Here is a 20,956-nt window from a genome sequence, read left to right as displayed (position 1 = left end):
TTTATGAGTACTCAGAAATGGATAATTCTCTCAGACGTTTGTCACCTTTATTGAAAAGTGCCGTAGGAACGCCAGGTAAAGCAGGAAACTTTCAGCGCGACGTGATTATCGTGCAATACCTGTTTAATCTCATTAAGCCTATCATCCAGTATGACATCCCAGAAGATGGGATTATTTCCCCGACATTGATCAGAACCATCAGCCAGTTTCAGTCCATTCATTTGCGTTTCCAGCATCCCGATGGGGTTATTGAGCCAGAAGGGAAGACTTTCCGTGGATTAGTTGCTGCTGCGATGAAATATCCCCTTGCGTCTCAACAATCGTCTTTCACGTCTTCATTTTTTAGGCAACCTTCTGCCAATGAAAATAGCGTCCGTCAGCTGGTTAACGATTATCTGAGAAAAGAGCGCTACAACGTTGCAGATGAAACCCTTGAGCGAAGCAAGCTGATGGCACCTGGTATTGATGGGGCTGTATCGCTGACGGAACAGGACTTTACTGAAGCCTGGGAAAATCTTAATCGTCGGGTAGAACTGAATATCATCAAAGCTTTTTCTATTGTGGAGTCGGGCGGACGATCTGGGTTTAATGCTTTAAATCTACCGATTATTGCGTATGAAGGGCATATTTTCCGTAAATACACCAAAAGGAAATACGATCAAACCCACCCTTTTTTGTCTTATAAATATGTAAAGAAAGCGGGTCCGGAATGGCAAAAAAACAATATCGACCAGCTTTCTGCATGGAATACCCTGGCGAAGGCTTACGCACTTGATGCCGAAGCTGCGATAAAATCGTGTTCATGGGGGATGTTCCAGATTATGGGGTTTAATTACGAATCGTGCGGTTATAAAGATCTCGGCACATTTTTAAAAGATATGAAGTCAAATGCCGGTAAGCAATTAAATGCTTTTTTACATTTGTGCAATAAGAACAGCTCACTACTGTCGGCAATGGTAAATAAGGACTTTTATAATATGGCATTTAACTATAACGGAAGCGATTTCGGTGATTATGACGTTAAAATTCGCAGAACTTATGAAAGCCTGGAGAAGGGGCGGAGATGAAAATTAAAATGATGCGCATAGTTTGCGGTTTTTCAGTCTTAATGGCGGCGTTTTCTTCGTATGCCACGACGCTACAGTCTGGCGTATATGAAGGTTTGTTACTCGCCGTCTCTCCGACGGGCAATATCACCGGGTATTACTCTGAATCGGCTGAAGACAGCGTAAAACGTACCTGTACTTTCTTTCTGACAGGCCATGTTTCAGCGCAACAGCCAGACACCATCACTTCATGGTCTTCATCTGTGCTCGCGGGCCATATTGCCGCGAATACCGCGGGTGTCACATTAGCCATTCCTGATGGGCAAAACCATGCTGGGTGTATGAATGTGCTGATGCCTGAAATTGCGACAGGTCTGGAACTGGAGAGGACGCGGCAGACACAGTGGCAAACGCTGATGAAGGTAAGCAGCCCGCGGGCTTATCTGAGCTCCACGCCTGATGCCGCGACCCGGCGTAAAGCCTGGATCGTTAAAGGAGACGTAGTAGGGGTAATACAAACCCAGGCTGGCTGGGCAGAGGTAGAGTTTGTCGCCCGTAGCGGAAAAACGACGCACGGCTGGGTGAATAGCAATGACGTTCAGCCGTTAACGCCTCCTGCATCCTGATCGATTTATTTCTCACCCTGAATTCAATATTGCCGGGCGATGCTTTCGCATCGGCAATCTCATTAAGCTAATCCGTAACGCTATTTTCTCCGCATGACCGCACCCTATGACACTGAAAATAACAGTTATAGCTAGCCGTCAGGGGCCCACCCATTTGTGCGATAGATATTCCGCTCCCGATCTCACGGTAGATGAGATCGAGCATGCCCGTCGTATGGCCCTGGCAGGTAAAATTGAAGCGTTCACACAATTTGTGAACTCTTGCCGGAGCGTGATCAAAAACTTTGAGCCGCCAGTGTTCAAGTACACAGGGGAAAATGTGGTCGCTTTATCTTCTTGTACGGCGGTATCTTTAAGGACTGCGGTTAGTCGTCCGTATTATGGTTATGTTAAAAAAGCCGTAAAAGATGAACAGCCAGAAGACCTATTTACAGTCAAAGGAAGCAATACGAACCTCCAACCACTGATTGAAGAGGTTGGGCGATCCGACATGGTAGTGGAAAATGTAGCTTAGATGGAGTTTGGTCAAAAGCCATACAAAGCCGGGTCAGCCCCGGTTTTTTTTGTGTCTGTCGCATGAGAAAACGGCTTGCCAGTTATACTTTGGGTGATACAAAATCATTGCCCCACCGCTTTTTAGTGCATTGAAATACATAGGTTTTATTGGAAAAGCTTAGCTGGCAGGGCCCCTACCCATTTCCGCCCTCATAAAATCTTCCTGCTTTCACCTCTCACTTTTGACTGCTATCCCACAATAATATTATGCCTATATCGTGTAATATATATTTCATCGCGCTGAAATATTATTGTCATAAACCTGTAATAATAGACTGTCATTTTATAATTGGATGTCTATTTTCTTCCATAACTCGAAAAAATTTATATCTGGATAACATTGTTAACTTCGTGTATTAAATAAAGTACTTATTCCGAAGGGAAGTGACAAAAATGGCTACAGCGGTATTAAACGTTAAGATTGATGACGCGCTAAAAGAAAGGCTTCGCCACTATGCGGAACTCAATAACGAGAATTTAAGCGTGACAACAGAGAAACTGCTGCTGCTGGCATTCGAAGCAGTAGAAGAGGCGGGAGTATCGGAAGAGGATATTGATAATCAGCATACGGAAGAAGAGAGTGTTTCTCCTTTTACTCCTAAAGAAATCAAGGCTCTGCGTAAACTTCTGAAGAAGAGAAAATGAAACAACAACTGTCAACTGCCAGTGACTACAACGAGGCCTGCGATCTGTTGCGTTCAGGCTACGTGAAGCACGTACGTCTTGGCTGGAATGTTGGAAGCGATGAGTTCTTTCGTATTGCGTCTGACTGGTGTGATACCGGTGCAAAAATAAAGAAAGACGGTGATAATTTCGTTATTTCACTAAAAGGCTTTCCTATTCCTCCTCAGCATTAAACACTGACCAGTGAAAACTGCTGACTGCATATATTACAGTCAGCAGTTTTTATTTTATGATCTGCTTCAAATATTTTAATATTAGATTACGCTGCGTTTTAACGATGGCACGTTTTTATTCAGGGCGAGCCATAACGGTTTGATCCTCAGTAACGCCTGCTCAAGCTCTGTCGATTCCAGCGAGAAGGGCATACGTAAATAGCGGTCAAACGCCCCCGATAAACCAAATCGCGTCCCGGTTCCAAGGTTAATCCCGATTATTTCTGCCCGTGCGGCAAGCTGTGTCGCCAGCATGCCCGGTAGCTCTATCCAGTAGGAGAGCCCGCCTTCCGCCTCGTGGAATTTCCACTCCGGGAAATGTTCTCGCAGCAGGTCACCGCATCGATCGCGCCGTTCCGCCAGCATCTTCCGGCGTGCGGGCAGAAACGTCTCGCTGTTGTTAATGAGCCACTGCATTGCCAGCTGTTCCAGCAGCGGCGAGCCTAAATCCAGCGTATCCCGCGTCTGGGCAAGCGTGGCGATGGTGCGCGATGAGGCGCGGATCCAGCCTAGACGCAGCCCTCCCCAGAAGCTTTTGCCGGCGGAGCCTAAAGTGATGACGGTGGCCTGCGGGTTGAAGGCAGCCAGCGGTGGCGGGGGAGGCGCATCAAACCAGAGATCCACCATCGTTTCATCCACCACCAGCGCCGTGCGGGTTTGGGCTGCAATATCCGTGATGGCCTGACGGGTGGCAATATCCATACAGCGCCCGGTCGGATTATGAAAATCCGGCATCAGGTACGCCAGGCGCGGCGCGGTTTGGGCAAGCGTGGCGGCGAAGCCATCCGTATCCCAGCCGGTTTCCGGCAGCGACACCCCCACGGGCCGACACTGCGCGCCCTGAATGGCGGCAATCGCCAGCGGATAGGTGGGGTGATCGACCACGACGCGATCCCCGGGCCCGGTCATCATCCGCAGGACCAGCGCGAAGCCGCTGACGGCGCCATTGACCACCATCACTTCGTCCGCGCGGGTGGGAAGACCACGCGCGGTATAGCGTGCAGCGATGGCTTCCCGCAGCGTCGGCAGCCCTAGCTGATCGTAGCCCGTCAGCGAGAGATGCTGGGTAATGGCCGTGAGCGCATGGGTATACGCCTGATGGATCTCCGGCCCGGCATTGAGGGCGGCAGTGGAGAGATCCAGTGCCGCGCTCGCCGCGGAAAGAGTGGGAACGGCGCGCGTATCCGGGAGGATCACGCGTGACCCGCTGCCGTGGCGGCTTTCAAGATATCCCTCTTCACGCAGGTGGGCGAGCGCGCTGCTGACGGTGGTACGGCTCACGTCCAGCGCCGCGGCCAGCTCACGCTCGCCCGGCAGCCGCGTATTCAGTGCCAGCCGTCCGTCAAGGATTAATAAACGCAGCGCGTCGGCCAGCTGTCGCCAGAGCGGGGTTCGGGATGAGGCTTGTTGCCAGTGGCCTAAAAGGCGTACCAGAGACTGACTTCCGAAGCGGCGTGATGACATATGCAGTCCACTATTTGAAAACTGGACATTAATCATAGTGCCATTTTAGGTCAGGATGAAAGCCTGGTTCACTGGAGAAGATAAAAATGGTACGTCGTCTGCTACAACTCTATGTCGGTTTAGGACTGTATGGCCTGTCCACCGCGATGTTTATTCGTTCCGATTTGGGCGTCGACCCCTGGGATGTATTTCACCTTGGGGTGGGGTTACAGCTGGGAATGACTATCGGAACGGTGATTATTGTGACCGGCGCTGCGGTGCTGCTGCTGTGGATCCCGCTGCGCCAGATGCCGGGGCTTGGCACGATCAGTAACGTGATTTGTATCGGTCTGGCGGCGGACGCCAGCATGGCGCTTATCCCGGAACTGGAATCGTTACCCGTTCGAATCGCTTTCCTGGTGTCGGGCATCGTGATGAACGCGATTGCGACCAGCATGTACATCGGGGCCGGTTTCGGGCCAGGCCCGCGCGACGGTCTGATGACCGGCATTCACGCCCGGCTGGGGTGGTCCATTCGTAGCGTGCGCACCTCAATTGAAGTGTCCGTCCTGCTGATTGGGTGCGTGCTTGGCGGCACCTTTGGCGTGGGAACCGTACTTTATGCCCTGACCATTGGCCCGCTTATCCAGCTCTGTCTGCCCTGGTTTCGCCAAAAGCCGCGCATTGCGGAAATACCTCAGCCGGAGCGGGTTGTTTAATTTTGCGAAGCGCTCACATGTTTTAACGGCGTCGCTGTGCCACAATAATGGGCCCCGACTCACGCGATGCCACAATGCATGAAAGCTATCACTCTCTACGATGTCGCCCTCCTTGCGGGGGTTTCTTATCAGACCGTTTCCCGCGTCATTAACGACGCGGAGCATGTTTCTGCCCGCACGCGGGAAAAGGTGCAGCAGGCGATGGCGGAGCTGCACTACGTGCCTAACCTGCGCGCACAGCAGCTGGCGGGTAAACGCACCCGCACGCTGGGACTTATCACCACCGATCTGGCCCTGCATGCGCCCTCGCAAATTGTGTCGGCGGTAAAATCCCGCGCGGCGGAACAGGGGGCAAGTGTTCTTATCTCCATGGTTGAACAGCCGCAGCACTGTCAGGTCGCGCTTCAGGCGCTGCTGGCGCAGCGGGTGGACGCGCTGCTGGTGAATGTTCCGCTTGACGATCTGCTCGCCGAAGAACTCAGGGCACTGGCGTCGCCCGTCCCGGTGCTGTTCCTCGATGTGGCACCTTCAGCGCGGGTAAACAGCCTCGTGTTTAACGCGGAGCAGGGGGCGCGTCTGGGCGTTGAGCATCTGCTTTCGCTGGGGCATCGACATATTGCTCTGCTGAGCGGGCCGGAAAGCTCGGTCTCTGCTCGGGCGCGTCTGGCGGGGTGGAAAGCCGCTCTGGCCCGCGCGTGGCATGAAGCCGTTGAGGTGGCTTACGGTGACTGGAGCGCCGCCAGCGGCTATGAGAAAGGGCATGTCCTTCTGTCGGGGACGATATTACCGGATGCCATTCTGGTGGCTAACGATCAGATGGCGCTCGGGGTAATGCGCGCCTGCGCGGAAAAAGGGATCGCTATTCCTGGCCAGATGTCGGTGGTCGGGTTTGACGATACGGCCGACAGCGCCTGGTTTTCCCCGCCGCTGACGACCATTCGTCAGGCGTTTCGCGATGCGGGTGAACGCAGCGTGGAATGGCTGCTGGCCCCCACCGGGGAGGAGGCGTGCTGGCAGGTTCAACTGCCGGTGACGCTGGTTACCCGTCATTCAAGCGCACGCCGCAACCCGAAGCAGGCTGAACGCGAGGATCTGGCGGAGCAGCTTAGAAGCCTGGCACTCCTTGCCGAGCAGATTGCCCGCAAATAAAACTTTGTGATCTGACTCGCTACCCGGCGAATGGGCGCTTTACCATCGCAGAGTGCCAGGGCATGTTAACCAAAATTGTGAGCGCTTCGCAAAGAGGTTACTATGTCCACCACTTCACCGCTGACCCTCAGCGCCATTCTGGCCCGTCGGGACTGGGAAAACCCCGGCGTCACCCAGTGGAACCGCCTGGCCGCACATGCGCCGTTACACAGCTGGCGCAATGAATCTTCCGCCAGAGATGACGCCGGAACCACCAGCAGGCGCACTCTTAATGGGATGTGGCGATTTAGCTACTTTTCTGCTCCCGAGCAGGTTCCTGAGGCATGGGGCACCGAAGATTGCGCGGATGCCGTCGCGATGCCCGTACCGTCGAACTGGCAGATGCAGGGGTTTGACACGCCCATCTACACCAATGTCACCTATCCCATCCCCGTTAACCCACCTTTTGTGCCGCAGGAAAATCCGACAGGTTGTTACTCGCTCACATTTGAAATGAATGACGCCTGGCTTCAGAGCGGGCAAACACGCATCATCTTTGACGGTGTGAACTCGGCGTTCCATCTCTGGTGCAACGGGAAGTGGATAGGCTATTCCCAGGACAGTCGGCTGCCCGCCGAATTTGACCTCTCGGCGGCATTACGCCCCGGGCAGAACCGCCTGGCGGTCATGGTATTGCGCTGGTGCGACGGCAGCTATCTTGAAGATCAGGACATGTGGCGCATGAGCGGCATTTTCCGCGATGTGACTTTGCTGCATAAACCCGATACCCGGATTGCCGATTATCACGTGGTGACGGACCTGAATAAGGAGCTGGACCGCGCGGTGCTGAAGGTTGATGTCGCGCTGGCAGGCGCTGGCTTTGCAGACTGCGAGGTGGTTTTTACCCTGTGGCGCGCGGAGGAAAAATGCGCCTGCGTTTCCCGGCGTCCAGGGTCAGCCATCGTCGACGAGCGCGGCAGCTGGGCAGAGCGCTTAACGGCGGCGATGCCCGTTGAACAGCCCGCGCTCTGGAGCGCTGAAACGCCAGAACTGTATCGCCTGACGATTGCGCTTATCAACCCGCAGGGTGAAGTGCTTGAGATTGAGGCGTGCGACGTGGGCTTCCGACGCGTTGATATCAGCAATGGCCTGCTGAAGCTCAACGGTAAACCGCTGCTGATCCGCGGGGTTAACCGGCACGAGCATCACCCGGAAAACGGCCAGGTGATGGACGAAGCGACCATGCGCCGCGATATCGAAATCATGAAGCAGCACAACTTCAACGCCGTGCGCTGCTCGCACTACCCGAACCATCCGCTGTGGTACCGGCTTTGCGATCGCTACGGGCTGTACGTTGTTGATGAAGCCAACATCGAAACCCACGGTATGGTGCCGATGAGCCGCCTTGCAGACGATCCGCGCTGGCTGCCCGCCATGAGCGAACGCGTGACCCGCATGGTGCAGCGCGATCGTAATCATCCCTCAATAATCATTTGGTCGCTGGGCAATGAGTCCGGGCACGGCGCAAACCACGACGCACTGTATCGCTGGGTGAAATCCACGGATCCGACGCGTCCGGTGCAGTATGAAGGCGGCGGCGCGAATACGGCGGCTACCGATATTGTTTGTCCGATGTATGCCCGTGTCGATCAGGATCAGCCCTTCCCGGCAGTGCCTAAATGGTCAATCAAAAAATGGATCGGTATGCCGGACGAAACGCGTCCGCTGATCCTCTGTGAATATGCTCACGCGATGGGGAATAGCTTTGGCGGGTTCGCGAAATACTGGCAGGCGTTTCGCAGCCACCCTCGCCTGCAGGGGGGATTTGTCTGGGACTGGGTCGATCAGGCCCTGACGAAACAGGACGAAGCTGGCAACGCGTTCTGGGCCTACGGGGGAGACTTTGGCGATAAGCCGAACGATCGGCAGTTCTGCCTCAATGGCCTGGTATTCCCCGATCGCACGCCGCACCCGGCGCTGTACGAGGCGCAGCGCGCCCAGCAGTTCTTTACCTTTACGCGGGTCAGCACCTCGCCGCTGGTGATTGAGGTGCAAAGCGGCTACCTGTTCCGCCACACCGATAACGAAGTGCTGAGCTGGACGGTTGCCCGGGACGGGGACGTGCTGGCCGAGGGCGAGGTGACGCTCTCGATGTCGCCTGAAGGCACCCAGCTTCTGGAGATCGACCTGCCGGAGCTGAAAGCCGGGCCGGGTGAGGTCTGGCTGAACGTAGAAGTACGCCAGCCGCGGGCAACGCCGTGGTCACCGGCTGACCATAGCTGCGCGTGGGAGCAGTGGCCGCTGCCGGCTCCACTCTTTATTGCTCCGCCAGCTCCGGTGGGCGAGCCGCCGGTCTTGACGCAAAACGATCGCGTTCAGGAGATCTCCCATCGTCAACAGCGCTGGCAATTCGATCGCGCAACCGGAAATCTGACTCAATGGTGGCGAAATGGCGTTGAAACGCTGCTTTCACCTCTGACGGATAACGTCAGCCGCGCGCCGCTGGACAACGACATTGGCGTAAGTGAAGCGACGAAGATCGATCCGAACGCCTGGGTTGAACGCTGGAAAGCGGCGGGCATGTACGATCTCACCTCGCGCGTTCTGCACTGTGAGGCAGAGCAGCACGCAGACGAGGTGGTTGTCACAACCCAGCACGTCCTTGAGTATCGCGGCAAAGCCCTGTTTATGAGCCGTAAAGTCTGGAGGGTGGACGAGCGAGGCGTTCTGCATGTCGATATTCAGGTCGATATTGCATCTGATATCCCGGAGCCTGCGCGCGTTGGCCTGAGCGTTCATCTTGCCGAAACGCCGGAAAACGTCTCCTGGCTGGGACTGGGGCCGCATGAAAACTATCCGGACAGAAAGCTGGCGGCACGGCAGGGGCGCTGGACATTACCCCTGGCGGAGATGCACACGCCGTATATCTTCCCGACGGAAAATGGTTTGCGCTGTGATACGCGGGAGCTGACGCTGGGAACGCATCAGCTAAATGGCCAGTTCCACTTCTCGGTGAGCCGCTATAGCCAGCAGCAGCTGCGGGAGACAACCCATCATCATCTGCTGCGGGAAGAGCCGGGATGCTGGCTTAACCTCGATGCGTTCCATATGGGCGTGGGCGGCGACGATTCCTGGAGTCCCAGCGTTGCACCGGAATTCATTCTGCAGACACGTCAGCTTCGCTATACCTTCAGCTGGCAGCAGAACCCTTAACTGACCCTGGAGAGGCGGCCACAGAGCGTGGCCGCATGCTTACGCCAGAATGCCGCTCAGGCCATGCAGGCTCATGTAAATTCCTACCACGGTAATCAGCGCAGCGGAGATCCACGGTGCCTTACGGGAGAATTCGCTAAACCCGGGCCAGCGTTTGGTCGCGTGCTTGAGGCTTAAGGCGGCAATCGCGCCGGAAGCGACCAGCGTTAACGCCAGACCAATACTGAAGCTGAACACCAGCGTCGCGCCGAGGGCGAAGTGCTTCAGCTGCAGGCAGATCAGCAGCACGGTGATGGACGCCGGGCAGGGGATAAGTCCGCCGGTCAGGCCAAACATCACAATCTGTCCGGTGGTGACATTTTGACCGCTGAAGCGGCGGTTAATATCCTGCGCGTGAGCGCGCTGGTGGGCGTCCTGCCACTCTTCTTCAATCAGCGTGTGTTCGTGGTGATGGTGGTCATGTTCATGTTCATGTTCATGTTCATGGTCGTGGTGGTGATGGCTATCATGGTCGTGATGATGATCGTGCGGCTGGCTCTCTTTCCAGGTTCGCCACGCCATCCACAGGGCGATCGCAACGATCAGCACCCCGGAGATCAGCTGGAACCAGGGTTCGGACGTATGCGCATCCCAGCCCCGACCAAACCATAATCCCGCCATCGCAACGAGCCAGACCACCGCCGTATGGGAGAGCGTTGCCGCCAGGCCAAGCAGTACCGCCTGTTTCAGCGTGCCGCGGATGGCAACAATAAAGGCTGCCATCATTGTTTTTGAATGGCCTGGTTCCAGGCCATGCAGCGCACCGAGCAGGATAGCGCTGGGAACAAACAGCCAGGCATTGCCCTGCTGAAGAAGTGAAGCAAAATCGGTCATGGGAAATTCCGGAGTGGAAAGCGTGCGGAGATACTACTCCCCCCCAGTAGCGTAATACTACCCCCCAGTAGAAAAATACTCAGGGGGAGTAGAGCGTGATATGCTTTAAAAGCTAAAAAATTAGGGATACAGAGATGTCACATACCGTTAGAGACAAGAAGATGTTACTGACTCGCCTGAAGAAAATTCAGGGGCAAAGCACCGCGCTGGAAAAAATGCTTAACAGCGATCACGAATGCGCCGAGGTGTTACAGCAGCTGGCGGCAATCCGCGGGGCGGTCAATGGCATGATGATGCAGGTGATCGAAGGACATTTAACCGATCACGTGGTGAAAGAGCCTGAAGAAGCGCAGCGTGAAGCCGATCTTGGCGTGGTGTTGCGGGTGATCAAATCCTATCTCAAGTAGCGTGCGTGCCGAGGTTATTTTCTGCCCAAAGAATAAATTCCGTTTTTGGCAGTGCCTTGCTGTAGTACCACCCCTGCCCGTACTGCACGCCGTGACGGTGTAGCCAGGCGAGCTGCCCTGCGGTCTCGATGCCCTCCGCCACCATCGCCAGCTTCAACGACTTTGCTATTTCAATGATGTGCGGCGTCACGTTTTTATACTCCAGCGCATCGACGAACGATTTATCAATTTTTAGCGTGTCGACGTCCAGATCCTGCAGATAGCTCAGGCTGGAATAGCCCGTGCCAAAATCATCAATATAGACAGGGTGCCCCGAGCGGCGAAATGCGGCGATAGCCGGCGCGCTGATTTTGGGATCGGCAAAGCCGCGCTCGGTGAGCTCAAGGGCGATTTGTCGGGGTTGTATTTGCCACTTATTCAGTAGCTGACTCAGTAAAGGTGGCAGGATGCCGGAGGTTAAATCGGCAGGGGCGAGGTTAATGGAGATATGCTGATCGGGATGGCGTTGCAGCCAGTGGCCCATATCTTCAAACACCTTTTCGATGACTAACTGCGTCAGCTGTGAGATGAGCCCCGTTTGCTCGGCAAGGGGGACAAAAATATCCGGCGATAGGCTGCTTCCGTCTGGCTGTGGCCAGCGCGTCAGCGCTTCTGCGCCCACAATTTTTCCGCTACTGAGCGCCACGATGGGCTGATAGTGAACCACAAAATCCCGGCTGTTAATGGCGTCAAGCAGGCGATTGCGCGGCGACTGGATACGACGCAGGATCCGCAGGACAAACAGCGCGGCGAGCAGACTTATTAACATGCCGAACGGTAACCAGAAAAGAAGCTGCCGGTGCCAGGTTTCAGCCAGCGGTTTGAGCGTTGCCCATGCGACGACGGTAAATCCAAGCTCAGGTACAGACTTCATGACGTACATTGAACCGTTGTACTGCACGCTTTTGACATCCCGCTCCTGAACCATGTCGCGGATGTGAGAATTGAGCTTACTGCTGCTGGCGAATATGCGGTGTGTTGTAGTGCCTACCAGGGCGGCATCAATCGCTATCTCGCCGAAAGGGATAACGTCCACCAGCGAGGCAGGATCGACCATGACAAGGTAGTGGCCTTTTCCCAGCACTGCCATGTAGCGGTTAAACCCAAGATCGTTTTGCGTGGTCAGCCATGCGCTGTAACCATCTTCGGTAATGCGCATCGGTGGGGGGAAAGGGGGAGCATGACTGGTTTGCTCGAGGGAGGAGCAGAGCGGCTGAAGGTTATCGATATAAATCACTTCCTGAACATATCGCCACGAGAAAGCGACCCGGCGCATCTCTCTTAACTGCAACGGGCTACACGGCACCCCTTCAAAGGCCTGCAGGTGATCGAGTGCTTCTTTTGCCTGATCCACAACTCTGTCGGTTCTTACCAACACGCGTGACGCATAGTTATCCAGCGCATTGGCAAACTTATCTTCCGCCTGGCGATGGGCCAGCCAGATGCTCAGGCAAATGGGAACCAGCACAGAAAAGATAAGTATGCCAGTCACCAGACTGACCAGATGTCGGGTTTTCATGCTGTCGTGTCCTTCCTCGTATACCCGTTCCTGGGCATTGAGTTCCTTGCCTGAAGAGAAAGATTTTACCGCGAAATGATATAGTTATAGCACGTGGGCAGCCAGGTTTTCATTTTATCTCAGGCAAACGAGAAAATATCGCCCGGCGAGAGGGGGTTGTTTTTTCGAACTGGCCTGGATATTATTTTGTTATGTTATAACAAAACACAAAGGATTTACGATGAAGCCTGATATCCATCCAGCCTATCGCACCGTGGTATTCCACGACACCAGCGCTAATGAATACTTCAAGGTTGGCTCAACCATTAAGACCGACCGCGAAATTGAACTCGACGGTGAAACGTATCCGTACATCACCATTGAGGTTTCTTCAAAATCGCACCCGTTTTATACCGGCAAGCAGAAAACGTTCTCCACGGACGGTAGCGCCGCGCGCTTCCGCAAGCGTTTTGGCGGTTTTCTCAATGCGAAGCGGGGCTAACCATGCAGGTACTTAACTCATTACGCAGTGCAAAGCAGCGTCACCCGGATTGCCAGATAGTCAAACGCAAGGGACGCTTATACGTGATTTGCAAATCTAATCCGCGCTTTAAGGCGGTTCAGGGACGTAAAAAAAGACGCTAGACGCGCGTTTCTCGCCAGCTTTCCAGGGATCTTTTCTGTTTGCCATCGGCAGTAAAATTGTCGGTGGCAAGCCAGCTTTCAAAGGCGCTCGCCAGCGCCGGCCACTCTTTGTCGAGAATAGAAAACCAGTCGGTATCCCGGTTACGGCCTTTTATGACCAGCGCCTGGCGAAAGCGCCCCTCAAACTGAAAGCCCAGACGCAGCGCCGCTTTACGGGAAGGCTCGTTCAGGCTATTGCACTTCCATTCATAACGCCGGTAGCCCAGGGTATCGAACACGTACCGCATCAGCAGATATTGCGCCTCTGTCGACCCTGGCGTGCGGCTTAACAGAGGAGAGAAGTGAACGTGCCCCACTTCCACGACCCCGTTTTTAGGATCGATCCGCATCAGGGACAGCGTCCCGACAGGAGACTGGGTCTGGTTATCCATAACGGTAAAATGGATGGGATCGGATAACTCACTTACGCTCGCCACCCATTTGGCAAACTCTTCTGCGGTGGCATCAGGTTCACGAAGTAGCCACGTCCAGCTGCGGGTATCTTCGGCCAGGGAATAGGCGGAGAACAACGCGTGGGCATGCTCCACGCGCAGCGGCTCAAGCCGACAATAGTGACCCTGAAGGACTACCCGGGACGGGTGTTGACGAGGTTGCCAGTCGATAAGGGCTTCGCCTACAGGCTGTCCAAACTCATTGAATGTATTCATCTTTATTCCATGTCGTTGAAAAGAACTCCAGATTAGTGAATTACTGGTTCCTTAAAAAGAACCACCAGGATATGTTTTTCTGGTACCACAAGGAGGAAAGATGAATATACCGGGTGATGAGCTTTACACTTTGCTCCATGCTGCGCTGAAAAAGCGTGAGCAAGAGACGCTCCAGCGCACGCTCTATCATGCTTTGCGGGATGCGATACTGTGCGGCAGGCTTCAGTCCGGCAGCCAGCTGCCCGGTTCGCGAACGCTGGCGCAGCAGATCTCGGTTTCCCGAAACACCGTCAATGCGGCGCTGGACCAGCTCACGCTCGAAGGTTATTTGCTGCGAAACCGTCAGGGGACACGGGTGGGGCAATTCGCTCATCGTACGATTGCCCGAACGCTGCCGGATCCTGACGTCAGGCTGACAAAACGTGTCGCCCTGCTGCCCGCCCCTGTGCCGCGCGATACCCCTGTGATGGCGTTCACGCCGGGAACGCCTGCCATTAACTATTTCCCCTTGCCGCTGTGGCGGCGATTGTACGATCGCGTTCTGCGCGAGGAGGGAAGTGCCCTGTTAGGCTATGGTGACCCGGCCGGTGAACCGTCTCTTCGGGCAGCGATTGCCCGGCATCTCGCCTTGTCCCGTGGTATCGACTGCGACGCCAGCCAGATTGTGCTCACCGAAGGTGCACTTGAGGGGGTCAATCTCTGCACGATGCTGTTAAGCGAGCCTGGCGATGTCGCCTGGGTAGAAAACCCTGGCTATAGCGGGGCAAAGAGTGCGTTTGTTAAAACCGGCCTGGCGATGACGGGAATACCGGTTGATGACGAGGGAATGTGCTGGGAAGGGCTGGATGCGCCTGCCCCCTCAATGATCTTTACATCGCCTTCGCATCAGTTCCCTTACGGGAGCGTGCTCAGCGCGCGGCGGCGGCTGGCGCTGCTTGACCTGGCCCGGCAGCACAACGCGTGGATCATTGAAGATGATTACGACAGCGAGTTCCGTTATGCCGGTGAGCCCGTACCGGCGATGCTGGGAATGGTCAACAATGCGCCCGTTGTGTATCTGGGGACGTTCAGTAAAACGCTGTTTCCGTCACTTCGCATGGGGTTCATGGTGTTACCGCCAGCGCTGGCTAAGGCGGTTCGTCCGGCCATCGGCTCGCTGTTGCGGGGTGGGCATCGTGCCGAACAGCGCACCCTGGCGCTGTTCATTGAAGAAGGTCATTACGCCCGCCACCTTGCCGCCATGCGTCGGCTGTACCGTAAACGCTACCGCCAGCTGCGGAAGGTGCTGGGCGCCGAGCTTCATACTCCGCACCGCATTCTGGCAGGCGAAGGTGGGATGCATCTGACGCTGGCGATAGACGGTATTGACGACCAGAGGCTGGTGGCGAAGGCGAGAGCGTTTCAGCTGGCACCCGCTGCACTGAGCGGGTATTACCTGGAGGCGAAGCAGGGGCAAACCGGGCTGGTTTTAGGTTACGGTAATACCTCTGCTTCTCAGTTTGCGCCTGGGATCCGACGTCTGCAGGCGTTAATTACGCAGCAGCAGGGCGGGAAAGGGTAAAGACATCATAGAATGAGAGCTGTCCTTTGGTGGAGACCATTTTCTGCAGCTTCTCTTTTTGCCCGGCTTCAACTGCCGGAGAGTGCATGATGTTTTCGATCAGCTCCTCTGGCACGTAACGCGTGTTGTACCATTCGCCGTTATAGCAGACCCGAAAATCGAGCACGTCGATATCTTCGTAACGGTAGCGCGGATTCACGTCGAAAAAGAAAAAGGCGTTAAAGACGACAAACAGTACAACCAGCAGCCAGACGGAGTCCACCAGCGTTTCGGACTTCAGCATAACAATAAGCGTCGCCAGCCAGGCGGCATACATGGCGACAAACAGGCCAGGATGTTTGCGAATAAAGCTAATGCTAAAGCGCGGGCGATTATCGCGCTTTTCGCGGAGGTTAAGATCGTCGATGGTGGCGGTAAGCAGGCGCTGTATCTCGGTCATTTTTTGCCTTCATGAGAGTTGACAATACAGGGTGTCTGCCAATTTTAGGGGAGCCATCAGGCTGAAAAAAGTAACAGTCTGGCGCTAAAAGACTATAACAGTTGACTCCCCGCGACTTCACAGCGTTTTGATAATTTTTGCCGGGTTGCCGCCAACCACGACGTTAGCCGGGACGTCTTTCGTCACGACCGCGCCGGAGGCCACCACCACATTATCACCAATGGTGACGCCAGGGTTAATGACCGCCCGGCCACCAATCCAGACGTTATTTCCAATATTGACGGGTTTTCCAAACTCCACGCCGCTGTTTCGTTCCTCCGCATCCAGCGGGTGGGTTGCCGTATAAATTTGAACACCCGGCGCGAGCATACAGTTATCGCCAATATGAACAGGGCAGACATCCAGCATCACGCAGTCGAAGTTAGCGTAAAAGTTTTTGCCCAGATAAATGTTATATCCGTAGTCGCAGCGGAAGCTCGGCTCTATATAAGCGCCTGCGCTTTGTCCGAGAAGTTCCGCCAGAATGTTCTGGCGTTCTGTTTTTTCATCAGGCGCAGTGTGGTTATAGCGGTAAACCAGATGGCGGGCCCGCAGTCGGTCAGCCCGTAATGTCTCATCGCCGGGGCGATAATGTTCACCGGCAATCATTTTCTGTTTTTCTAAGCTCACTGGAAACCTCTCTGGATGTTATTACCGCAGATTAATCGGAACTGGCCAGAAGGGGAACGTTCCCGGAAAGCCGATGTGACCATCGTCACAACATTGCTGTTGTTGAACGCGTTTTACACGGAGACCTGGCTTACGCACAGGGGGCATAACGGGATAGGTAAAACTCAGAACGAGGCGTAGAACTCTACAGACACCCTTCAAAGATTAACGGACAAATTTCCACACAGAAGTAGGGATTTTGTCATACAGCTTATTCATTGTTAGTTCAGCAAGACGATGGTCAGCGGCTGAATAAAATACCGCCAGTTCATTATCAGAAAGCTCGTATTTATTCTTTTCAATGACGCGTTCAAGCGTGTCAATTGACTGACAACGTCGTAAGCGCATCAAATAATCGATCTTTGTGAGTGGTTTATCAGACATAAATTCACCTTAGTAATTGTAATAATTTTAACAGGAAAGACTCACCGGGTTAGCTCTGCTCACGTTGACGAAACAGCGGAATAGCCGATTTCCCGATTTACGCCATTTTTGCAAATCCTGAGCGTTAATGCCGTAACTACTGAACAACATAAAGGTGTCGTCCAGGTATTCATCAATTTGCTCGATGAGCTTATTATCTTCATTGTACTTAATTTTATAATTAAGTGCGAAGGTTGCGATATGCTCTATCAGCTCATTCAACTGTAAATTGATGGCAGACGTTGGGTCGTTTACCCAGCCATGGTTACTTTCATCAAGATTGGCAAGGCAGTCATGGTACAAGGATTCGCAGAGAAATTTCAACTGCGCGATATCATGCCTTTTTGGCGAGTACTCGTCCATAGCGCATCCCCTTCTGAGTGATTTCTTACTCACCGAACATCATTGTCGGGATGGATACAACTGACTTAGCTACATGAGTGCTGTGTTCCTGATAACCTAACTATAAGCCACTCCTTCCTGGATTTCACCGCGCTATTACGAAAAATTACAAATAAAACCGCAGGCTGAGAGCTTGAACACAAATGGTCGTCCTGGACTCAACGTTTTTATCCAAATTAACGACGGTGCTTTATCGCTTCCTTACGTTTCATTGGCTTAGCAAAAATGCTGAGAAAAGTTTAGATTCAGACTTATCTTTGTAAGAACTTCTTATTAGGAATATTCCTAATACTTTAAGCGGGGAAATGAAATTAAAAAAATCCCGATTTCACCGATTAAGTTATCAGTTAATTATGATATGTCTATTTAAGATGGCAGAAAATAAATTGAACCACAATAAGCGTAATTTATGATTTTTTCTGAAAATGAAAAAGGCCGCTAATGCGGCCTTTTTATCATGTGAAACCGGTATCAGTGAGGTTCTACCGAATGACTGTGTTCAACATCTTCATTCTTTCGGCTAAAGCGGCGGCGAACCACCACGAAGAACACCGGTACGAAGAAGATGGCCAATACGGTCGCGGTAACCATACCGCCCATCACACCAGTACCTACTGCGTTCTGCGCACCGGAGCCCGCTCCGGAACTGATAACCAGCGGCAGTACGCCGAGGATAAACGCCAGTGACGTCATCAGGATCGGGCGCAGACGCATACGAACCGCCTCAAGCGTCGCCTCAATAAGACCTTTGCCTTCTTTCTCCATCAGATCTTTGGCGAATTCAACGATAAGTATCGCGTTCTTCGCCGACAAGCCAATGGTTGTCAGCAGGCCTACCTGGAAGTAAACGTCGTTGGTCAACCCACGGAACGTCGCCGCAAGCAGCGCACCGATAACCCCGAGTGGAACCACCAGCATAACGGAGAACGGAATCGACCAGCTCTCGTACAGTGCCGCCAGACACAGGAAGACCACAATCAGTGAAATGGCGTACAGAGCAGGGGCCTGGTTACCGGACAGACGTTCCTGATAGGACATACCGGTCCAGTCATAGCCGATACCCGCAGGCAGTTTGCTCGCCAGCTCTTCCATCAGGTTCATGGCTTCACCGGTGCTTCGGCCCGGTGCGGCCTGACCCAGGATCTCCATAGACGGCAGACCGTTATAGCGTTCCAGACGCGGTGAACCGTATTCCCAGCGTGACGTTGAGAACGCCGAGAACGGAACCATCTGACCATTGCTGCCGCGCACGAACCAGCTGTTGATATCGTTCGGCAACATACGGTACTGCGCCTCTGACATCACGTACACTTTCTTCACACGACCGCGATCGATGAAGTCGTTAACGTAGCTACCGCCCCAGGCTGCGCCCAGCGTGGTGTTGATGTCACTGATGGATACGCCCAGCGCCTGAGCTTTTTCCTGATCGATGTCGATTTTGTACTGCGGCGTATCTTCCAGGCCGTTTGGACGTACGCCGACCAGCAGGTCAGGGTGTTTAGCGACTTCACCAAACAGCTGGTTACGCGCCTGCGTCAGTTTCTCGTGACCCAGACCGCCCTGGTCGATCAGCTGGAAGTCGAAACCGGTTGCGGTACCCAGTTCAACAATCGCTGGCAGGTTAAAGGCGAATACCATCGCATCTTTAATCTGCGAGAAGGTGCCCATTGCACGGCCGGTGATGGCTTCAACCTTGTTCTCTTTGCCCGGACGTTCAGACCAGTCCTTCAGAGAGACGAAGGCAATACCGGTGTTCTGACCGCGACCCGCAAAGCCAAAGCCGTTAACCGCAAACACGGATTCAACGTTGGCTTTCTCTTTGGTGAGGTAGTAATCGGTCATCTCATCCAGCACTTTCTGGGTACGCTCTTGCGACGCACCCGCCGGAAGCTGAGCCATACTCAGGAACACGCCCTGATCTTCGTCCGGCAGGAAGGAGCTTGGCAGACGAACAAACAGGTAGGCCATGCCCACCACGATGATGATATAGAGCAGCAGGTAACGACCGGTGCTGCGCAGGATGTTACCTACGCTATCGGTGTAGTGGTGCGTGCTTTTATCGAACATGCGGTTAAACCAGCCGAAGAACCCTTTGTGCTCGCCGTGACCGCCTTTCTGAATCGGCTTCAGCATGGTGGCACACAGGGCAGGGGTCAGGATCAACGCCACCAGCACCGACAGCGCCATCGCGGAAACGATGGTAATGGAGAACTGACGGTAAATCGCACCGGTAGAGCCCCCGAAGAAGGCCATCGGAATGAATACCGCAGACAGAACCATCGCGATACCAACCAGCGCGCCCTGGATCTGACCCATCGATTTACGGGTCGCTTCCTTCGGCGGTAGACCTTCTTCTGCCATGACACGCTCGACGTTCTCGACCACCACGATGGCGTCATCTACCAGCAGGCCGATGGCGAGCACCATCCCGAACATCGTCAGGGTGTTTATCGAGTAGCCAAATATCGACAGGATCGCAAAGGTCCCGAGCAGAACAACCGGCACGGCAATCGTTGGGATAAGCGTCGCGCGGAAATTTTGCAGGAACAGGTACATAACCAGGAAGACGAGGATGATCGCCTCAACCAGCGTCTTAACCACTTCGTGAATCGAAATTTTGACGAACGGCGTGGTGTCGTACGGGTAAACGATTTTCAGACCTGACGGGAAGAACGGCTCCATCTTCTTCAGCTCTGCGCGGATCGCCGTGGCGGTATCCAGGGCGTTAGCGCCTGTCGCCAGTTTGATACCCAGACCGGAAGCCGGTTTACCGTTAAACTTCGCGATGATGTCGTAGTTCTCACCGCCCAGCTCAACTTTCGCCACGTCGCGCAGGCGAACCTGCGAACCGTCCTGATTCACCTTCAGCAGAATTTTGCTGAATTCATCGGCAGAGGTCAGACGGGTCTGCGCGATGATCGAGGCGTTAAGCTGCTGGCCCTTCACCGGCGGCGTACCGCCTAACTGACCGGCCGCTACCTGGGCGTTCTGCGCTTTAATCGCACTGATCACGTCAACCGGGGTCAGCTGGTAGTTGTTTAGCTTGTTCGGATCCATCCAGATACGCATCGCGTACTGGGAACCGAACAGCTGCACGTCACCCACACCGGAAGTACGGCTGATGGCGTCCTTCATGTTGGCGCCCACGTAGTCGGAAATATCCTCCTGCGTCATGGTGCCGTTGGTGTTGATAACCCCGACAACCATCAGGAAGCTGCTGGACGATTTCTCGACGCTCACGCCCTGCTGTTGTACTTCCTGCGGCAGCAAAGGCATCGCCAGCTGCAGTTTGTTCTGCACCTGAACCTGCGCAATGTCAGCATCCGTACCTGACTGGAAGGTCAGGGTGATCTGCACCGTACCGGTAGAGTCACTGTTTGAGGACATGTACATCAGGTTATCGATACCGTTCATGTTCTGTTCGATAACCTGGGTGACGGTATCCTGCACCGTTTTCGCATCAGCCCCCGGGTAGGTTGCGGAAATTGTCACCGCCGGTGGCGCAATCGTTGGATATTGCGCGACAGGCAGCTTCAGGATCGCAAGTCCCCCGGCCAGCATGATGATAATGGCGATCACCCATGCAAATATGGGGCGATCGATAAAGAAATTAGGCATGTCTTAACGG

At 54.2% G+C, this 20,956-nt stretch carries 21 protein-coding genes; 12 read left to right on the top strand and 9 right to left on the bottom strand.

Annotated features, from left to right (window positions below; all coding sequences use genetic code 11):
• The first annotated feature begins 17 nt into the window (after nt 1-17).
• The 5 genes from AC4IBF_RS16645 (at nt 18) to AC4IBF_RS16625 (ending at nt 3,084) form a co-directional block, all read left to right on the top strand.
• Nucleotides 18-1,067 (top strand): N-acetylmuramidase family protein, encoded by a 1,050-nt coding sequence (locus tag AC4IBF_RS16645; protein ID WP_023326799.1) that lies wholly within the window; start codon nt 18-20, stop codon nt 1,065-1,067.
• Nucleotides 1,064-1,672, top strand: coding sequence for an SH3 domain-containing protein (locus AC4IBF_RS16640; protein WP_111963404.1), 609 nt, complete (start codon nt 1,064-1,066; stop codon nt 1,670-1,672). The genes AC4IBF_RS16645 and AC4IBF_RS16640 overlap by 4 nt, the downstream gene beginning before the upstream one ends.
• 106 nt (nt 1,673-1,778) lie before the next feature.
• The gene (locus AC4IBF_RS16635; RefSeq protein ID WP_252092596.1) at nt 1,779-2,186 is read left to right on the top strand and encodes a hypothetical protein; all 408 of its coding nucleotides are present in this window, start codon (nt 1,779-1,781) and stop codon (nt 2,184-2,186) included.
• 434 nt (nt 2,187-2,620) lie between these two features.
• Complete coding sequence (locus tag AC4IBF_RS16630) at nt 2,621-2,872, top strand: hypothetical protein (protein WP_032638522.1); 252 nt, start codon at nt 2,621-2,623, stop codon at nt 2,870-2,872.
• Entirely contained in the window at nt 2,869-3,084 is a 216-nt protein-coding gene (locus tag AC4IBF_RS16625; protein ID WP_023310588.1) for a hypothetical protein, read from the top strand. Before AC4IBF_RS16630 ends, AC4IBF_RS16625 begins: the two co-directional genes overlap by 4 nt.
• Nucleotides 3,085-3,165: 81 nt before the next feature.
• Here AC4IBF_RS16625 and yczR read toward each other — a convergent pair whose 3' ends face one another.
• A complete protein-coding gene (gene yczR, locus AC4IBF_RS16620; protein WP_133293893.1) occupies nt 3,166-4,587 on the bottom strand; it encodes a MocR-like transcription factor YczR in 1,422 nt (473 codons plus the stop codon).
• Between the two features lie 86 nt (nt 4,588-4,673).
• On the opposite strand from yczR, the gene yczE reads away from it, so the two are divergent.
• The 3 genes from yczE (at nt 4,674) to AC4IBF_RS16605 (ending at nt 9,626) form a co-directional block, all read left to right on the top strand.
• The gene (yczE, locus tag AC4IBF_RS16615) at nt 4,674-5,285 is read left to right on the top strand and encodes a membrane protein YczE (protein WP_111963402.1); all 612 of its coding nucleotides are present in this window, start codon (nt 4,674-4,676) and stop codon (nt 5,283-5,285) included.
• A 78-nt stretch (nt 5,286-5,363) separates the two neighbouring features.
• A complete protein-coding gene (locus AC4IBF_RS16610) occupies nt 5,364-6,434 on the top strand; it encodes a LacI family DNA-binding transcriptional regulator (RefSeq protein ID WP_133293894.1) in 1,071 nt (356 codons plus the stop codon).
• Between the two features lie 102 nt (nt 6,435-6,536).
• Nucleotides 6,537-9,626 carry a beta-galactosidase gene (locus AC4IBF_RS16605; protein ID WP_491462971.1) on the top strand — a complete coding sequence of 1,030 codons (3,090 nt, stop codon included), beginning with the start codon at nt 6,537-6,539 and terminating at the stop codon, nt 9,624-9,626.
• A gap of 39 nt (nt 9,627-9,665) precedes the next feature.
• Here AC4IBF_RS16605 and AC4IBF_RS16600 read toward each other — a convergent pair whose 3' ends face one another.
• Nucleotides 9,666-10,499 (bottom strand): nickel/cobalt efflux protein RcnA, encoded by an 834-nt coding sequence (locus AC4IBF_RS16600; protein ID WP_288460731.1) that lies wholly within the window; start codon nt 10,497-10,499, stop codon nt 9,666-9,668.
• 134 nt (nt 10,500-10,633) lie between these two features.
• On the opposite strand from AC4IBF_RS16600, the gene AC4IBF_RS16595 reads away from it, so the two are divergent.
• A complete protein-coding gene (locus AC4IBF_RS16595) occupies nt 10,634-10,906 on the top strand; it encodes a metal-sensing transcriptional repressor (RefSeq protein ID WP_115874368.1) in 273 nt (90 codons plus the stop codon).
• Here AC4IBF_RS16595 and AC4IBF_RS16590 read toward each other — a convergent pair.
• Entirely contained in the window at nt 10,899-12,464 is a 1,566-nt protein-coding gene (locus tag AC4IBF_RS16590; RefSeq protein WP_133293897.1) for an EAL domain-containing protein, read from the bottom strand. The two genes, AC4IBF_RS16595 and AC4IBF_RS16590, sit on opposite strands and share 8 nt — an antisense overlap.
• A gap of 220 nt (nt 12,465-12,684) precedes the next feature.
• Between AC4IBF_RS16590 and AC4IBF_RS16585 the strand changes: the two genes are divergently transcribed.
• Together AC4IBF_RS16585 and ykgO are read left to right on the top strand one after the other, a co-directional pair.
• Nucleotides 12,685-12,945, top strand: coding sequence for a type B 50S ribosomal protein L31 (locus AC4IBF_RS16585; RefSeq protein WP_010428154.1), 261 nt, complete (start codon nt 12,685-12,687; stop codon nt 12,943-12,945).
• 2 nt (nt 12,946-12,947) lie between these two features.
• Complete coding sequence (ykgO, locus tag AC4IBF_RS16580) at nt 12,948-13,088, top strand: type B 50S ribosomal protein L36 (RefSeq protein WP_003859006.1); 141 nt, start codon at nt 12,948-12,950, stop codon at nt 13,086-13,088.
• On the opposite strand, the gene AC4IBF_RS16575 is transcribed toward ykgO, so the two are convergent.
• On the bottom strand, nt 13,085-13,795 hold the full coding sequence (locus tag AC4IBF_RS16575; protein ID WP_252092600.1) for a GNAT family N-acetyltransferase: 711 nt from the start codon (nt 13,793-13,795) through the stop codon (nt 13,085-13,087). The two genes, ykgO and AC4IBF_RS16575, sit on opposite strands and share 4 nt — an antisense overlap.
• A 100-nt stretch (nt 13,796-13,895) precedes the next feature.
• Here AC4IBF_RS16575 and pdxR point away from each other — a divergent pair, with 100 nt between their 5' ends.
• The gene (pdxR, locus tag AC4IBF_RS16570; protein ID WP_491462970.1) at nt 13,896-15,356 is read left to right on the top strand and encodes a MocR-like pyridoxine biosynthesis transcription factor PdxR; all 1,461 of its coding nucleotides are present in this window, start codon (nt 13,896-13,898) and stop codon (nt 15,354-15,356) included.
• Here pdxR and AC4IBF_RS16565 read toward each other — a convergent pair.
• The 5 genes from AC4IBF_RS16565 to acrB form a co-directional block, all read right to left on the bottom strand.
• Nucleotides 15,328-15,795 carry a YlaC family protein gene (locus tag AC4IBF_RS16565; RefSeq protein WP_023310598.1) on the bottom strand — a complete coding sequence of 156 codons (468 nt, stop codon included), beginning with the start codon at nt 15,793-15,795 and terminating at the stop codon, nt 15,328-15,330. The two genes, pdxR and AC4IBF_RS16565, sit on opposite strands and share 29 nt — an antisense overlap.
• Nucleotides 15,796-15,912: 117 nt before the next feature.
• Complete coding sequence (maa, locus tag AC4IBF_RS16560) at nt 15,913-16,464, bottom strand: maltose O-acetyltransferase (RefSeq protein ID WP_133293900.1); 552 nt, start codon at nt 16,462-16,464, stop codon at nt 15,913-15,915.
• 204 nt (nt 16,465-16,668) lie between these two features.
• Nucleotides 16,669-16,887, bottom strand: coding sequence for a hemolysin expression-modulating protein Hha (gene hha / locus AC4IBF_RS16555; RefSeq protein ID WP_008499287.1), 219 nt, complete (start codon nt 16,885-16,887; stop codon nt 16,669-16,671).
• 27 nt (nt 16,888-16,914) lie between these two features.
• Complete coding sequence (tomB, locus tag AC4IBF_RS16550; protein WP_008499288.1) at nt 16,915-17,289, bottom strand: Hha toxicity modulator TomB; 375 nt, start codon at nt 17,287-17,289, stop codon at nt 16,915-16,917.
• A 510-nt stretch (nt 17,290-17,799) separates the two neighbouring features.
• Nucleotides 17,800-20,946, bottom strand: a complete 3,147-nt coding sequence (gene acrB / locus AC4IBF_RS16545) for a multidrug efflux RND transporter permease subunit AcrB (protein ID WP_143344769.1) — start codon at nt 20,944-20,946, stop codon at nt 17,800-17,802.
• Nucleotides 20,947-20,956 lie beyond the last annotated feature (10 nt).

The organism is Enterobacter sp. Taxon_8 (genome assembly GCF_058354585.1).
This window is presented reverse-complemented; position numbering and strand designations above follow the sequence as displayed.

Bases quoted from the DNA above. Each gene is read 5' to 3' on its own strand.
- AC4IBF_RS16625 (WP_023310588.1), top strand. From the start codon at position 2,869: ATGAAACAACAACTGTCAACTGCCAGTGACTACAACGAGGCCTGCGAT.
- AC4IBF_RS16595 (WP_115874368.1), top strand. From the start codon at position 10,634: ATGTCACATACCGTTAGAGACAAGAAGATGTTACTGACTCGCCTGAAG.
- AC4IBF_RS16605 (WP_491462971.1), top strand. From the start codon at position 6,537: ATGTCCACCACTTCACCGCTGACCCTCAGCGCCATTCTGGCCCGTCGG.
- AC4IBF_RS16565 (WP_023310598.1), bottom strand. From the start codon at position 15,795: ATGACCGAGATACAGCGCCTGCTTACCGCCACCATCGACGATCTTAAC.
- pdxR (WP_491462970.1), top strand. From the start codon at position 13,896: ATGAATATACCGGGTGATGAGCTTTACACTTTGCTCCATGCTGCGCTG.
- AC4IBF_RS16575 (WP_252092600.1), bottom strand. From the start codon at position 13,795: ATGAATACATTCAATGAGTTTGGACAGCCTGTAGGCGAAGCCCTTATC.
- AC4IBF_RS16610 (WP_133293894.1), top strand. From the start codon at position 5,364: ATGAAAGCTATCACTCTCTACGATGTCGCCCTCCTTGCGGGGGTTTCT.
- AC4IBF_RS16590 (WP_133293897.1), bottom strand. From the start codon at position 12,464: ATGAAAACCCGACATCTGGTCAGTCTGGTGACTGGCATACTTATCTTT.
- AC4IBF_RS16600 (WP_288460731.1), bottom strand. From the start codon at position 10,499: ATGACCGATTTTGCTTCACTTCTTCAGCAGGGCAATGCCTGGCTGTTT.
- yczE (WP_111963402.1), top strand. From the start codon at position 4,674: ATGGTACGTCGTCTGCTACAACTCTATGTCGGTTTAGGACTGTATGGC.
- tomB (WP_008499288.1), bottom strand. From the start codon at position 17,289: ATGGACGAGTACTCGCCAAAAAGGCATGATATCGCGCAGTTGAAATTT.
- AC4IBF_RS16635 (WP_252092596.1), top strand. From the start codon at position 1,779: ATGACACTGAAAATAACAGTTATAGCTAGCCGTCAGGGGCCCACCCAT.
- AC4IBF_RS16630 (WP_032638522.1), top strand. From the start codon at position 2,621: ATGGCTACAGCGGTATTAAACGTTAAGATTGATGACGCGCTAAAAGAA.
- hha (WP_008499287.1), bottom strand. From the start codon at position 16,887: ATGTCTGATAAACCACTCACAAAGATCGATTATTTGATGCGCTTACGA.
- yczR (WP_133293893.1), bottom strand. From the start codon at position 4,587: ATGTCATCACGCCGCTTCGGAAGTCAGTCTCTGGTACGCCTTTTAGGC.
- AC4IBF_RS16640 (WP_111963404.1), top strand. From the start codon at position 1,064: ATGAAAATTAAAATGATGCGCATAGTTTGCGGTTTTTCAGTCTTAATG.
- ykgO (WP_003859006.1), top strand. From the start codon at position 12,948: ATGCAGGTACTTAACTCATTACGCAGTGCAAAGCAGCGTCACCCGGAT.
- AC4IBF_RS16645 (WP_023326799.1), top strand. From the start codon at position 18: ATGGATAATTCTCTCAGACGTTTGTCACCTTTATTGAAAAGTGCCGTA.
- AC4IBF_RS16585 (WP_010428154.1), top strand. From the start codon at position 12,685: ATGAAGCCTGATATCCATCCAGCCTATCGCACCGTGGTATTCCACGAC.
- acrB (WP_143344769.1), bottom strand. From the start codon at position 20,946: ATGCCTAATTTCTTTATCGATCGCCCCATATTTGCATGGGTGATCGCC.